The 12544-nt window shown below is 59.2% G+C and carries 16 protein-coding genes; 7 read left to right on the top strand and 9 right to left on the bottom strand.

Going from position 1 to position 12544, the window contains the following annotated elements; all coding sequences use genetic code 11:
* Positions 1-29: 29 nt before the first annotated feature.
* From ACZ5A6_RS15445 to ACZ5A6_RS15435, 3 genes are all read right to left on the bottom strand, one after another.
* Entirely contained in the window at positions 30-389 is a 360-nt protein-coding gene (locus ACZ5A6_RS15445; RefSeq protein ID WP_003511329.1) for a response regulator, read from the bottom strand.
* Positions 390-531: 142 nt separating this feature from the next.
* Complete coding sequence (gene hpt, locus ACZ5A6_RS15440) at positions 532-1074, bottom strand: hypoxanthine phosphoribosyltransferase (RefSeq protein WP_003511330.1); 543 nt, start codon at positions 1072-1074, stop codon at positions 532-534.
* A 70-nt stretch (positions 1075-1144) separates the two neighbouring features.
* Positions 1145-1813 carry a hypothetical protein gene (locus ACZ5A6_RS15435; RefSeq protein WP_464111091.1) on the bottom strand — a complete coding sequence of 223 codons (669 nt, stop codon included), beginning with the start codon at positions 1811-1813 and terminating at the stop codon, positions 1145-1147.
* A 200-nt stretch (positions 1814-2013) separates the two neighbouring features.
* On the opposite strand from ACZ5A6_RS15435, the gene ftsE reads away from it, so the two are divergent.
* The 4 genes from ftsE to ACZ5A6_RS15415 all read left to right on the top strand — a co-directional run bounded on the left by ftsE (position 2014) and on the right by ACZ5A6_RS15415 (position 5444).
* On the top strand, positions 2014-2673 hold the full coding sequence (gene ftsE / locus ACZ5A6_RS15430) for a cell division ATP-binding protein FtsE (RefSeq protein WP_003511334.1): 660 nt from the start codon (positions 2014-2016) through the stop codon (positions 2671-2673).
* Complete coding sequence (locus tag ACZ5A6_RS15425; RefSeq protein WP_003511335.1) at positions 2666-3673, top strand: cell division protein FtsX; 1008 nt, start codon at positions 2666-2668, stop codon at positions 3671-3673. Before ftsE ends, ACZ5A6_RS15425 begins: the two co-directional genes overlap by 8 nt.
* A 113-nt stretch (positions 3674-3786) precedes the next feature.
* A complete protein-coding gene (locus ACZ5A6_RS15420) occupies positions 3787-4524 on the top strand; it encodes a YdcF family protein (protein WP_174068900.1) in 738 nt (245 codons plus the stop codon).
* 122 nt (positions 4525-4646) lie between these two features.
* Positions 4647-5444, top strand: a complete 798-nt coding sequence (locus ACZ5A6_RS15415; RefSeq protein ID WP_025595414.1) for a lysophospholipid acyltransferase family protein — start codon at positions 4647-4649, stop codon at positions 5442-5444.
* Here ACZ5A6_RS15415 and ACZ5A6_RS15410 read toward each other — a convergent pair.
* Complete coding sequence (locus tag ACZ5A6_RS15410) at positions 5441-5968, bottom strand: gamma-glutamylcyclotransferase (RefSeq protein ID WP_464111090.1); 528 nt, start codon at positions 5966-5968, stop codon at positions 5441-5443. The genes ACZ5A6_RS15415 and ACZ5A6_RS15410 overlap by 4 nt on opposite strands.
* A 49-nt stretch (positions 5969-6017) precedes the next feature.
* Between ACZ5A6_RS15410 and ACZ5A6_RS15405 the strand changes: the two genes are divergently transcribed.
* Complete coding sequence (locus ACZ5A6_RS15405; RefSeq protein WP_464111089.1) at positions 6018-7019, top strand: DUF2125 domain-containing protein; 1002 nt, start codon at positions 6018-6020, stop codon at positions 7017-7019.
* Here the strand turns inward: ACZ5A6_RS15405 and ACZ5A6_RS15400 are convergent.
* The 4 genes from ACZ5A6_RS15400 to ACZ5A6_RS15385 all read right to left on the bottom strand — a co-directional run bounded on the left by ACZ5A6_RS15400 (position 7016) and on the right by ACZ5A6_RS15385 (position 10326).
* Positions 7016-7435 (bottom strand): GNAT family N-acetyltransferase, encoded by a 420-nt coding sequence (locus tag ACZ5A6_RS15400; RefSeq protein WP_013761790.1) that lies wholly within the window; start codon positions 7433-7435, stop codon positions 7016-7018. The genes ACZ5A6_RS15405 and ACZ5A6_RS15400 overlap by 4 nt on opposite strands.
* Before the next feature lie 9 nt (positions 7436-7444).
* Complete coding sequence (locus ACZ5A6_RS15395; RefSeq protein WP_019564873.1) at positions 7445-8374, bottom strand: prephenate/arogenate dehydrogenase family protein; 930 nt, start codon at positions 8372-8374, stop codon at positions 7445-7447.
* The gene (gene hisC, locus ACZ5A6_RS15390; protein ID WP_019564874.1) at positions 8374-9480 is read right to left on the bottom strand and encodes a histidinol-phosphate transaminase; all 1107 of its coding nucleotides are present in this window, start codon (positions 9478-9480) and stop codon (positions 8374-8376) included. The genes ACZ5A6_RS15395 and hisC overlap by 1 nt, the downstream gene beginning before the upstream one ends.
* A gap of 84 nt (positions 9481-9564) precedes the next feature.
* On the bottom strand, positions 9565-10326 hold the full coding sequence (locus ACZ5A6_RS15385) for a class I SAM-dependent methyltransferase (protein ID WP_003511344.1): 762 nt from the start codon (positions 10324-10326) through the stop codon (positions 9565-9567).
* A 107-nt stretch (positions 10327-10433) separates the two neighbouring features.
* Here ACZ5A6_RS15385 and gloB point away from each other — a divergent pair, with 107 nt between their 5' ends.
* Positions 10434-11204: a hydroxyacylglutathione hydrolase gene (gene gloB / locus ACZ5A6_RS15380; protein WP_003511345.1), complete on the top strand. Its 771-nt coding sequence runs from the start codon at positions 10434-10436 to the stop codon at positions 11202-11204.
* On the top strand, positions 11204-11644 hold the full coding sequence (locus ACZ5A6_RS15375) for a cupin domain-containing protein (protein WP_013761794.1): 441 nt from the start codon (positions 11204-11206) through the stop codon (positions 11642-11644). Before gloB ends, ACZ5A6_RS15375 begins: the two co-directional genes overlap by 1 nt.
* Before the next feature lie 5 nt (positions 11645-11649).
* Here ACZ5A6_RS15375 and ACZ5A6_RS15370 read toward each other — a convergent pair whose 3' ends face one another.
* Complete coding sequence (locus ACZ5A6_RS15370; RefSeq protein ID WP_013761795.1) at positions 11650-12423, bottom strand: DUF3108 domain-containing protein; 774 nt, start codon at positions 12421-12423, stop codon at positions 11650-11652.
* Positions 12424-12544: the final 121 nt, after the last annotated feature.

Below are 12544 nucleotides of genomic sequence, written 5' to 3'. Positions count from 1 at the left end.
CCTTTCTCAAATCTCTGTAGCCTTATCGCTCAGGCCGCAAGCGCCCGCGCAACAGCCTTGCGGATATCCGGAAGCGCAAAAGGTTTTGAAACCACGTCCACGATCTTTTCTGCCAGATCATCAGCACGTTCGCGCTGTTCGGCATAACCCGTCATCAACAGGATGCGCATGGCCGGGAAGCGTTCGGCGGCGCGGTGCGCCAGCTCGATGCCATCCATGACCGGCATGCGGATATCCGAAAGAAGGAGATCGAAATTGGTTTCCTGAAGCTTCTCCAGCCCCTGCTCGCCGTCTGCCGCCTCATGGGTCTCGTGACCGTCGAGACGCAGCGCACGGGCAACGAAAGCCCGCAATGCATCCTCATCTTCGGTAATCAGAATCTTCGCCATTAATCATTGCTCCTGGGCATCATTTCCAGCCGTGAGCAACATCGCAGGCTCCTCTTTTCAAGAGGTAAACACCCAGGGTTTCGCTGGGTGAATGGTTAATGAGGCGTCTCCGGCATGTCCCATCCCGGCACGGCAGAAATCGTCAGGCGTCGCCCGTGACGACGCCTACGAAGGGCAGTTCGCGGAAGGCGTAAGCCACATCCATTCCGTAACCGACAACGAAATAATCGGGACATTCGAAACCGACATAGTCGGCCTCCAGATCTTCCTTGCGCTTGACCTTCTTGTCGAGCAGCACGGCGATGGTGACGTGACGGGCGCCGCGTTCGTAAAGCAGTTCCTTCGCGAAACGCAGCGTGCGGCCGGATTCGAGAATATCGTCGATCAGAAGAACATCGCGGTCCTTCACGTCGCTGTCGATATCCTTGACGATCTTCACCCCTTGCGAAACGGTGCCGGCACCGTAGCTCGAAAGCGTGATGAATTCGACTTCGGGGGCAAGGCCGCTGTCATGCAGCGCGCGGATGAGATCGGCCGCGAAAATGAACGATCCCTTGAGCACGGCGATGACCAGCAAATCCTTGGTCGGGCCGCTCGCTATATGCTTGGCCATGTCGCGATTGCGCTCGGCAATCTGCTCGGCGGTGTAAAGCGGCTCAATGTTTTTTCCACGGACGACGGGCATTCTTTCTCCTGTGCTGCGCCTTGCCGATTTTACCTTTCAGTAAAAATACGAAGACCACGCGTTAGCACAGTCAACGTTCGGAAGCACCCGCTTCGACGAAGGAAAGCTTGATCTCAGGCGTTTTTCCACCGGGATGGCGCAACTTTGCCGAAAATCCGTGGCTGAAACCGGGCTGCATCTGCCTGACCGGCGGTTCGATGACCATGCTGGCGACCAGTTGCCCCTTGGCAACGAAGAGGTCGGCGCGAAGTGCCGGCACCTCTTCCAGAGCGATACCGTTGTTCTCCACAATACCGTTGATGAGCAGGACATCCATGCCGCCAGCCTCCTGCGGCGTGATGGTGACATGAGAAATGGCAAGCGGGTTTGCGGCCGCAACGACCGGCTTTTCCGGCACGACCACCGAAAGGCCGCCTGAGCAGATGAAAACAAAAATGACGAGCGCCGCAACGAGCGCCGAATAGGCATCCACAGACAGGCGCGACAATTTGCGGTCCACCCAGCCGATGAACGCGTAACCAAGAGCACTGGCGGTGACGGGCGGTTTTTCCATCTGCCGGCGCATCGCGCCGCGATTATCGTTTCCGGGCTGACGGACACGGTTTTCCTTGATGGTGACAAATTCCGCGTCTACCACATCGGGGCCGGTGTGGGTTGCCCGCGCCGTACGGCGCACTGGCGCTTCCGGCATCAGGAGGTCGAAATCGAATGCCGCTTGCCGGCGAGATGAACGGAACATAGCCATAGAATTCCTTGGGTGAGGTTTTCCGGCCCGCAAAACTGGGCATTGCAACGAATCCTGCCAAGTTTTAAATTTAATTGGTTAATGCTTCGCAAAAACGGCTCGCATAGGCCACCGGAACCGGGTTAAACGGCCCATCCGGGCCTCACGCGCCAGCGGTTTGCGAACCACCACGAAACGAAGAGACTGGAAGTCCGTTGATCCATTTCGAAAATGTCGGGTTGCGTTACGGCATGGGCCCCGAAATCCTGAGGGACATGACCTTCGACATTCCCAAGGGTTCGTTCCAGTTTCTGACCGGCCCTTCCGGTGCCGGCAAAACCACGTTCCTGCGCCTTCTGCTTATGTCGCTGCAGCCCACACGCGGCAATATCCGCATGTTCAACCGCGATGTGTCGCGCATTCCGCGCAGCGAGTTACCCATGCTGCGCCGCCGCGTCGGGATCGTCTTTCAGGATTTCCGGCTGCTCGATCATCTGACGACCTATGAGAATGTCGCCCTGCCGCTGCGTGTGCGCGGCAAGGAAGAAAGCGCCTACCGCAACGACGTCATCGAGCTTCTGAAATGGGTCGGGCTTGGCGAGCGCATCAATGTGCTTCCGGCCATCCTCTCCGGTGGGGAAAAGCAACGCGCTGCCATTGCCCGCGCATTGATGGACCAGCCGGAAATCTTGCTGGCCGACGAGCCGACCGGCAACGTCGACCCGCCGATGGCCAAGCGCCTTCTCAACCTCTTTCTGGAGCTCAACCGGCTGGGTACCGCTGTGGTCATCGCCACCCATGATTTCGGCCTGATGGACCAGATCGACGCACGCCGGATGATCCTCACCGAAGGGCGGCTCGACATCTATGAATGAGATCAACCGCAAACAGTTAAGACCAGAGGCGACCGCACCGAAGCGGCCGCCGATGCGTATCCGCCCGATGGCACCCATTCTGCCGCCCTCTAACATTCAGGGCAATGCGCTGATGGTGGTGATCGCCATCATGGCCTTTCTCGCCTGCCTGACGCTTGGTGCCGTTTCCATGGTGCGTGCCACCGCCGCCACCTGGCAGAGCCAGATTTCTCGCGAAATCACCATTCAGATCAAACCCGAGGACGGGCTGGACATGAATGCAGCGCTCACCAAGGCGCGTACTCTGGCGCTCACCTTTGTCGGCACGCGGGATGGCACGATCCTCGATGATGCCGCCACCGCGCGTCTTCTGGAGCCGTGGCTCGGTAGTGGCCTAGATCTTTCCGAACTGCCCGTACCGCGCCTCGTCGTGATTACCATCGACGAAAACCACCCGCCCGATTTTCAGGCCATGCGCGATATGCTGAAAGCTGAAATTCCACAGGCGTTTCTGGATGACCACCGTACATGGGTCGACAGGCTCGTCTCCATGGCCAGGACCACTGTCATGATCGGCGTCGGGGTCCTGATCCTCGTCTTCACCGCCATGGTGCTGACGGTGGTGTTTGCAACGCGCGGCGCGCTTTCCGGCAACCGGCACATCGTCGAGGTGCTGCATTTCGTCGGCGCCGAAAGCAGCTTCGTCGCGCGGGAATTCCAGAAGCACTTCCTGAAGATCAGCCTGAAAGGTGCGGCAGCGGGCAGCGCCCTTGCCGCGGCGGTTTTCCTTGCCGCCGGTTTCTGGCAATCGAGCACGGTTGCAACGCCGCAAAGCGATCAGGCAAGTGCGCTTTTCGGCTCCTTTTCCGTTGGCCTCAGTGGTTATATCGGCATCGCCACGACGATGATCATCATCGCGCTGCTCACCACGATCACCGCGCGTGTGACCGTCATCCGCACGATCGACGATATCGACCGCGTCCGTTCCGATCCGTCTAAAAGCGACGGTGTCGCATCGTGACGCCGTCTCCCGGATCTCGCGAGGAAACTGCACCCTTCACACGCCGGATGTAACTTGCGGACGGTGGACAAAAATGCCTGTTCCTTGCCTTAATCGGCGAGTATTCAGGAGGAATGTTTGTGAGTCGGACGGGCCATGATCAGGAGCAGACGACCACGCGACAGGCAAAAAAGGGCCTGTTGTCGCGGCGAAGTCGCCTGCGCCGTTTTATTCGCGGTCTCATCCTGCTTTGCGTCATTACTCTCGGGGCTTTTTCCGGCGGTTTTTTGTGGTTCGCAGATTCGGTCGCCTCCATGCGCCCGCCCGAAGGCGCCAAGGGCGACGCGATCATCGTTCTGACCGGCGGTTATCAGCGCATCGAACAGGCGGTCGGCCTGCTGCGGGACGGCGTTGGCAAGCGCCTTCTGATTTCCGGCGTCAATCCGGCCACCACCCGCACGCAAATCCGCAAGATGACGCAAGGCTCTTCGGACATGTTTTCCTGCTGCGTGGACATGGGCTACAAGGCCATAGACACTATCGGCAACGCCAATGAGGCGGCGAGCTGGATACGCGACCACGGTTATTCCTCCATCGTCGTCGTCACCAACAATTACCATATGCATCGCAGCCTGCATGAATTGCACAATGCCAGCCCGCAGACCCAATTCATCGCCTATCCCGTTATCAGCGCCGACCTTGCCCGCACCAACTGGTTCGCGGAGCCAGATGTGGTCCGAACCATGCTCTACGAATACATGAAATTCGTGATTGCAGCAGGACGCGACCTGACCGGGCTCGGCAAGGGCGACGGTCTGCGCAAGGCGGGCGCCGATCACCCCACGATCAAGGCGGCAACCTCCTCCCCGTGAATGGAAGAACGGAGAGAACACGCTTGCTGCGGAGCCTTGTTTTCGTGTAGGCGTCTGGCATCGGCATCCGGCATCGAGGCGCGCCTGAGCTTCGGAACGGCTGCAACCCGGGAATTCTGTCGATGCTCAAGCTGCGCTCTTTTCTTTTCAATACGCTGTTTTATCTCAATCTGATTGTCCGCATGATCGTGCTCACGCCGATCTATTTCATCCTGCCGCGCAGAATAGCCTATGAAATCCCCAAGAACTGGGCGCGATCCAACCATTGGCTGATGAAGACCATTGTCGGCACCACCTTCGAGATCGAGGGGCTGGAAAACATTCCCGAAACCGGCTGTATCTTCGCCCCCAAACACCAGTCCTTCTGGGACACCTATGCGCTGCTGCCCAACCTTCCCGATCCGGTCTATATTCTGAAGCGCGAGCTTTTGTGGATCCCGCTGTTCGGCTGGTATGCGATGAAGCAGCGCATGATCCCGGTCAACCGCGCCGCGCGCGGCAAGGTGATGCTGAAGGTCATGGAGCGGGCGAGAGAGGAGATGGCGGCTGGCCGCGAACTCATAATCTATCCCGAAGGCACACGCCGGCCACCGGGCGCTGAGCCCGAATATCGTTATGGCATCGCACGTCTTTACCGCGACCTCAAAGTCCCCGTCATTCCGGTCGCCATGCATCCCGGCCTCTTCTGGCCACGCCGCTCGACAATGCGTTATCCCGGCCATTTCAAGGTGCGGATCTTGCCGGCCATCGAGCCGGGACTGGACCCGGACGTGTTTTTCAAGACATTGATCGAGGTGACGGAAAAGGCGAGCGACGAGTTGCTGCTGGAGACCGCGCGCAACAATCCGCACCTGCCGCTGCCACCGACCGCCGTGAAGCGTATCGCTGAACTTCAGGGGCAAGACACTCCCGCCGGCTAAACCGCGATCGTGCCGACACTGGCGGCAATGCTTTCCAGCAGCGTGTCGCGAATACCCATATCCTGCAGATGCTGCACGGTATTGAAGACGTAATCGGTATTCGGGCCGGACCGGCCCGATGCGGCAGCCACGATCGTAGCCGCTTCCGCGACACCCAGACCACCAATATACTGCTCGTGGGCGGGATCGGCCACATAGGTCACGGCACTGCCGCGCGTGCCATCGGCGAGCGCAATGGCAACGACGCGTTCCTTGTAGACATTCGTTACCAGCTCGCGCTCGCGCAGATAGGCCATGACCGGACCATGGTCCGCTCCGCGCACGCGAAAGGCAACGCCGAGGCAGGAGCCGCCGCGCTCCAGACCGAGAACAAGGCCGGGATTCTCCTCAGTGCCGCGGTACACATTTGAACTGATGCAGAGGGAGCGTCGATAACCGTGGAGCCGCGCCTGCTGCCTTTCCTCAAAGGCAAAGCCCGGGTTCCACATCAACGAACCGTAGCCAAAGACCCAAAAATCGTCCATATCCCAAGCCAAATCGAATTTATCTGAAGTCTGTTCATCGGAGATCAATATGGCATCGTCAAGCCAATCCGGCACGGTCAAAAAATTCCTCTGGCTTGGTATCGCCGTCGTGCTGGTTATCGGACTTTACACGGCCGGGTGGTTTTATGCCGCCGACAAGCTGAAGCAGACGGTTCTGAACGTCATCTCGCCTTCGCAGGCCAGAAACGTCAGCGGCGAATGCGGCGACATTGCCTTCAAGGGTTATCCGTTCCGCATCGGCCTTTTCTGCTCCAAGGTAACGGTGGACGACAAGCAGAATGGCGTTTCAGCCTCGTTCGGAGAATTGCGTTCCGCAGCGCAGGTCTACAATCCCGGCCACATTGTCTGGGAACTGGATGCACCGGCTGAAATCCGCACCGCGCATGGCCTGACGGTTTCAGCCCTCTGGCAGAACATGCAGTCGAGCATCGTCACCAAGCTTAGGGGTATCGACCGCACCTCGCTTGTCATTGACGGCCTGAAGGCTCAGGCGGTTTCCACCGTTACCGGCCAGACGATCGATTTCGATGCCGCCAAGACGGAAATGCATCTGCGCCAGAACGGCGCCGATCTAGACGGCGCGATAACGTTGACCGACTCGTCAACCGTCATCAAGGATTGGCCGCAACTTCTGCCGCGCCTCAACGCCATCGCCGATGTCACCCTTGCCGGCAAGGCGGGTGTGGTGGACGGCAGCGATACGGCCGGGCTTTACGGTGCGAGCGGCGAGCTTCGCCGGCTGGTCGCTGATATCGGCGAAGGCCGCACCATGCGTATCAGCGGCCCTTTCTCCTTCGATAACGAGGGCTATCTCTCCGGCCAGTTCAAGCTGGAGATCGAAAAGCTTGACGCTTGGTCGGACAATGCCAAGCAGGCGTTTCCGCAGCTGCAATCCACCATCGATACCGCCCGCAAAATGCTCCGCGCACTCGCCGGCGGCGGCGACAGGGCATCCGTCGACCTCGTGGTGGATCGCGGCCGCGCCACCGTCAGCGGTTTCATTCCCCTGGGGAAGATCCCGCCGATTTAACAGAGAGCTTTTGTAAAAAACACCTCAGCGGCATCCTGAATTTTTGAAAGATGCAGGATGCCGGCTTCTTTGTATCCATTGCGACGATGCCACATCTGCGGTTCCCGCTCGTCCTGCTGGCTGGACGTCATCACCAGTGAGGCACCCTGCTCACGCATCAGAGTTTCCCAAAAAACTGTAAGCGTTGCGCCGACGCCATGTCCCCGAAACTCGGGAACGACGCGGATCATGTCCATGTAGGGAATCTTACCCCAGAACATCGAGAACCGCAGAAAACCGACTAGAATCGTATCTTCTTTCGCGACGAGATATTCGCGGCGTCCGACGCAACGCCGCAACCAGTCCTCATCGATCCATTTGTCTTCCCGCAGCAGCCATTCGATATCGTCATCCGTCGCCGCCGATATCAATATCACTTCAGCGCCCTACTTCTTCTGATCCAGCGCGTGACGCCCAAAGTCAGGCGTATCGACGTCCTGACCGGCCTCGATGATGGAGCGGCGGATGGAGCGTGTGCGGGAAAACAGTTCGAACAACTTGTCGCCCTCCCCCCAGCGGATCGCCCTTTGCAGCGAAGCAAGGTCTTCCGAGAACCGTGCCAGCATTTCGAGGATGGCATCCTTGTTGTGCAGGCAGACATCGCGCCACATGGTGGGGTCCGAGGCGGCGAGACGCGTGAAATCTCGGAAGCCGGAAGCGGAATATTTGATGACTTCCGACTCGGTTACCGTCTCCAGATCATCCGCCGTGCCGACGATGTTGTAGGCGATGATGTGCGGCAGATGCGAGACGATCGCCAGAACCTTGTCGTGGTGTTCGGCATCCATTTCATCGACGCGCGAACCGAGCGCCCGCCAGAAATCCTTGAGCCTTTCCAGCGCCTCCGCATCCGTGCCCGGCAGCGGCGTGAAGATGCACCAGCGCTCGCGGAAAAGACCGGAAAAACCGGCATCCGGGCCGGATTTTTCCGTACCCGCCAGCGGATGGCCGGGAATGAAATGCACATTGTCAGGCATATGCGGCGCCATCTGCGCGATGACAGAGGCCTTGGTAGAGCCGACATCGGTGACGATGGCGCCGGGCTTCAGATGCGGCGCCATCTGCTCGGCAACCGCCCCGGATGAACCGACCGGCACTGAAACGATGACAAGATCAGCATCCCTGACGGCCTGCGCGGCGGATGTCGTATACTCGCTTCCAAGCGCCAGTTCCTCTGCCCGCTTCAGCGTTTCCGCGCTGCGGGTGGAAATCGTGACATGCCGGGCAAGACCCAGTTCCTTGATGTCGCGCGCAATAGACGAGCCGATCAGGCCGATGCCAACAAGCGCGATGCGCTCAAACATGATCTCGCCCATTACGCCTGCCCCATGAACTCGGTGAGCGCGGCGATGACGCCAAGATTGGCTTCTTCCGAACCAACCGTCATACGCAAGGCATTGGGGAAACCGTAGCCGCGCACGGCACGCAGGATATAACCGCGGCGGCTCAGGAACTCGTCCGCATCTGGTGCACGCTTGCCATCCTGGTCCGGGAAATGGATCAGGACAAAGTTGGTGACTGATGGCGTGACCTTGAGGCCGAGACTGGTGAAGACCGTCGTGAGTTTTTCCAGCCAGAGCGTGTTGTGAGAGATCGCCTTTTCCAGGAATGCCTGATCGCGGATGGCCGCGGCACCCGCTGCGATCGCCGGCGCGCTCATGTTGAACGGACCACGCACCCGGTTCAGCGCATCGATGATGGCGGCCGGACCATACATCCAGCCGACGCGCAGTGCGGCCAGACCGTAAACCTTGGAGAAGGTGCGCGTCATCACCACGTTGCGGTTCCCAGACACCAGCTCGAGACCGGCCTCGTAGTCGTTCTTGCGTACATATTCGGCATAAGCCGCATCAAGCACGAGCACGACATGTTTCGGCAGACCAGCCTGAAGGCGGCGGATTTCCGCGACCGGAACATAGGTGCCGGTGGGATTGCCGGGATTGGCGATGAAAACCATCTTCGTCCTTGGCGTGACGGCGGCAAGAATCGCGTCCACATCGACGGCGCAATCCTTTTCCTTCACCGTCACCGGCGTTGCGCCCGCACCCATGATCTGGATCTTGTAGACGAGGAAACCGTGTTCGGTGATGATCGCCTCATCGCCCGTACCCAGATAGACGTGGCAGAGCAGGCCAAGAAGCTCATCCGAGCCGTTACCGCACATGATATTCGCTATGTTGAGGCCATGCACGTCTGCAATCGCCTGACGCAGCGCAATCGCCTGTCCGTCGGGATAGATTTCCAGATGGCTGGCGGTGGCGGCGAATGCCTCGATCGCCTTCGGGCTTGGCCCGAGCGGCGTTTCGTTGGAGGAGAGCTTATAAACCTTCGCGACGCCATCCACGTGTTCCTTGCCGGGAACATAAGCGGCGATATCCAGAATACCCGGACGCGGAAGAGGTTGGCTAAGCTCTGCACTCATTTGATCGACCTTCGGAAATGCGCCGGGGAGCCCGGCAAAAGCAATGCCGGAGGCATTAGACCGGAATGGCCCCTTTGTCGAGGGTCAGCGCGGCTTTCCGTGCTTTGCGGCGGTGCGGGTGGTGGGCACACCCTGAGGCGCCAGGACCGGCACGAAAACCCGGCGTGAGGCGCGCTGGGTAACGGGCAATCCCTGATAGAGACGTTTCTGTGCCTCAACCACGATAACGCCGGAAAACAGCGGCCAGAGCCTGCGGCCGGTAAGCTCAAGGTATCGGCGGAATTTCAGTACCGGGCGGCTGGTGGTGGGCGGAAAGAAAAGCGCTTCGGCGCTTGCCCCCGGCGTAAAATTGGTCTCGCGCAGAAGCGCCGTCAACTGCCCGCGCGAATAGGGCCGGCCCGAGCCGAAAGGTGTGTGTTCCATGCGTGCCCAGACCCCACGCCTGTTCGGCACCACGATCACCAGACGCCCGCCGGGCGCCAGCACCCGCCAGAGTTCTTTCAGGGTTTCGCGCGGATTTTCGGCAAATTCCAGAGCATGCACCATCAACACCCGGTCTATCGACGAATCGGGTAGCGGCAGTTCCTCGTCAAACACCAGCGCCGTGGAGGAAAGCTCGCCTGCCGGCCAGTTCACCGCTCCCTGACCCGCCGGCATGAAGGCAAAGGTGCGCTCCGTGTCATGACGGAACCGCTCCAGAAACGGCACGGCGTAACCGAGGCCGACCAGCCTTTCCTCCGGCAAAGGCGGCCAGAGCGATGAAAGCGCCATGGTGATCGCCTGCTCGGCCGAGCGGCCAAGCGGGGAATGATAGAATTCGCGCAGATCGACGATATCGGTGTTCATGGGCGAGAATGTAGCATCAGGCGGTTGGACTTCAAGGCGTCTGCGCCTACATTGAAATTCAGGCGGACAAATGCGCCGGCCAAGGCCGGCAAATGGAGAGGACCACGATGAAACCTTTGGAAATAGACGTCTTTCTTTGCCGCAGTGATAATTTTGGCGTTCTGCTGCACGATCCAGAAAGCGGGGCGACCGCCGCGATCGATGCGCCGGAGGAAGGCCCCATCCTGCAGGCTCTTCATGGGCATGGCTGGAAGCTCACGCATATCTTCACCACCCATCACCATCAGGACCATGTGGAAGCCAATCTGGCGCTGAAGGACAAATTCCAGTGCGAAATACATGGCCCACATGATGAGGCGATTGCGATCCCCGGTCTCGACCGTTCCCAGGCCGATGGCGACGAGTTCGAATTTGCCGGACGGCGCGTTCAGGTCATTGCCACACCCGGTCATACGGCGGGGCATATCTGCTACTACCTTCCCGATGACGGCCTGCTGTTTGCCGCCGATACGCTTTTCGCCATGGGTTGCGGTCGCCTGTTCGAACGTACGGCAACAGATATGTGGCACTCTTTCCAGAAGTTAATGGCGCTGCCGGATGACACGAAAGTCTATTTCGGCCACGAATATACACTTTCGAATGCCCGTTTCGCGCTCACCGTCGATCCTGATAACGCGGCTCTAATCGAGCGCGCCGAAAGCGTCGAAAAGGCGCGGCAGGCGAATGAATTCACCATTCCCACCACCATCGGGCTGGAAAAACAGACCAACCCTTATATGCGGGTGGCCGATGCTGGCATCCGCAGTCATCTTGGCCTTGAAGGCGCAACCGATGCCGAAGTCTTTGCCGAAATCCGCACACGCAAGGACAATTTCTGATGGGCGCCGATCTGTCTTCGGCAGCGATCATTCGCGAACTGGAACTGGAGCCGCACCCCGAGGGCGGCTTTTACCACCAGACATTTCGCGACAAGGCAGGTGGTGAGCGCGGCCATTCGACGGCGATCTATTATCTTCTGGAAAAGGGGACGCGCTCGCACTGGCATCGCGTCACCGATGCGGTGGAGGTCTGGCACTATTATGCCGGCGCTCCGATCACCCTGCATCTTTCCGAAGATGGCAGGGAGGTACAGACCTTTACCCTCGGCCCCGACATTCTGGAAGGCGAGCGCCCGCAGGTGATCGTGCCTGCCAATTGCTGGCAATCGGCCGAAAGCCTCGGCGACTTCACCCTCGTCGGCTGCACCGTCTCGCCGGGTTTCGCCTTTTCAAGCTTCGTGATGGCCGAACCCGGATGGTCGCCGGGCGATACCCCATAACTACATCAACCGCCATATTTGGTGGCGGTGATGTAGACTTGGCCTACCCGCGTCGGAATGACGGCGTAGACCGGGGCATAGACATCCATATTGTCGGATTTGGCGAACCATATCTCCATGGAAATGGATTTCAGGTATTCGATATCCTTGCGGCCCTGGCGATAACCCGACTTCGGCACGTAACGCGCCTTGCAGACCACGGCATCGCCGCTGAAGCCATTCGTCTTGAAGGGCTTGGTGCCGCTGGGGCTCAACACCAGATCCAGCCGCGATTCGCCGTCATAGATCGGCAGGCGCGACGGGCAGATGCGGCCGCCGGCGGGAATGATGAGGCCAGAGATTGGATCGAGGACGGAGCGCAGGTCGCCGTCCTTCACATTCACCCAATTGTCCGGCCGCGCCTTCGGCTCCGGTTTCACCGTCGTCGATGTGACGTTGCCGTTACGATAGACCACATCATAGGTCCGCACCCGCTTGCCGTCCTTGTAAACAAGCGAATATGTGTTCGCCTGCAGCCGATGGCCGCGTTTGGCACCCGAAATCGTCGTCTTGCCGGAAATATCCGCCAGAACGCTTGCAAGCCCTGCTGAGCTGAAGGAACCGGAAATCGAATAGTTCGGGCCGTTCATGCGAGTCGAAAAACTCGCCTTGGCAATTGGTAGAATACCGAGATTGATGCTGTATTCGCTTGTATGGCGGGCTTCGGCGGCGAGCGATGGAGATACGCCTGCAAACGCCATTGTCACAGCCATGAAAATGCTTTTTCCTCTGGCAATCATTTGGATATCACCTTAAAAGAGGCGCGGAAGCGGCCTTATGGGGCGATCATATACGCCGACTTGTGGCAATAAAAAAGCGGATGCCGGTTGAAAACGCCGGAATTTCCTTTCATTTGCTCGC

The organism is Agrobacterium sp. 6Ca8 (assembly GCF_055382765.1).
This window is presented reverse-complemented; position numbering and strand designations above follow the sequence as displayed.

Excerpts from the sequence above, each read along its gene's own strand:
- ACZ5A6_RS15405 (WP_464111089.1), top strand. The coding sequence starts at position 6,018 with ATGGCATCGTCAAGCCAATCCGGCACGGTCAAAAAATTCCTCTGGCTT.
- ACZ5A6_RS15420 (WP_174068900.1), top strand. The coding sequence starts at position 3,787 with ATGTTTGTGAGTCGGACGGGCCATGATCAGGAGCAGACGACCACGCGA.
- hpt (WP_003511330.1), bottom strand. The coding sequence starts at position 1,074 with ATGCCCGTCGTCCGTGGAAAAAACATTGAGCCGCTTTACACCGCCGAG.
- hisC (WP_019564874.1), bottom strand. The coding sequence starts at position 9,480 with ATGAGTGCAGAGCTTAGCCAACCTCTTCCGCGTCCGGGTATTCTGGAT.
- ACZ5A6_RS15395 (WP_019564873.1), bottom strand. The coding sequence starts at position 8,374 with ATGGGCGAGATCATGTTTGAGCGCATCGCGCTTGTTGGCATCGGCCTG.
- ACZ5A6_RS15435 (WP_464111091.1), bottom strand. The coding sequence starts at position 1,813 with ATGTTCCGTTCATCTCGCCGGCAAGCGGCATTCGATTTCGACCTCCTG.
- ACZ5A6_RS15425 (WP_003511335.1), top strand. The coding sequence starts at position 2,666 with ATGAATGAGATCAACCGCAAACAGTTAAGACCAGAGGCGACCGCACCG.
- ACZ5A6_RS15445 (WP_003511329.1), bottom strand. The coding sequence starts at position 389 with ATGGCGAAGATTCTGATTACCGAAGATGAGGATGCATTGCGGGCTTTC.
- gloB (WP_003511345.1), top strand. The coding sequence starts at position 10,434 with ATGAAACCTTTGGAAATAGACGTCTTTCTTTGCCGCAGTGATAATTTT.
- ACZ5A6_RS15385 (WP_003511344.1), bottom strand. The coding sequence starts at position 10,326 with ATGAACACCGATATCGTCGATCTGCGCGAATTCTATCATTCCCCGCTT.
- ACZ5A6_RS15370 (WP_013761795.1), bottom strand. The coding sequence starts at position 12,423 with ATGATTGCCAGAGGAAAAAGCATTTTCATGGCTGTGACAATGGCGTTT.
- ACZ5A6_RS15375 (WP_013761794.1), top strand. The coding sequence starts at position 11,204 with ATGGGCGCCGATCTGTCTTCGGCAGCGATCATTCGCGAACTGGAACTG.
- ACZ5A6_RS15410 (WP_464111090.1), bottom strand. The coding sequence starts at position 5,968 with ATGGACGATTTTTGGGTCTTTGGCTACGGTTCGTTGATGTGGAACCCG.
- ACZ5A6_RS15415 (WP_025595414.1), top strand. The coding sequence starts at position 4,647 with ATGCTCAAGCTGCGCTCTTTTCTTTTCAATACGCTGTTTTATCTCAAT.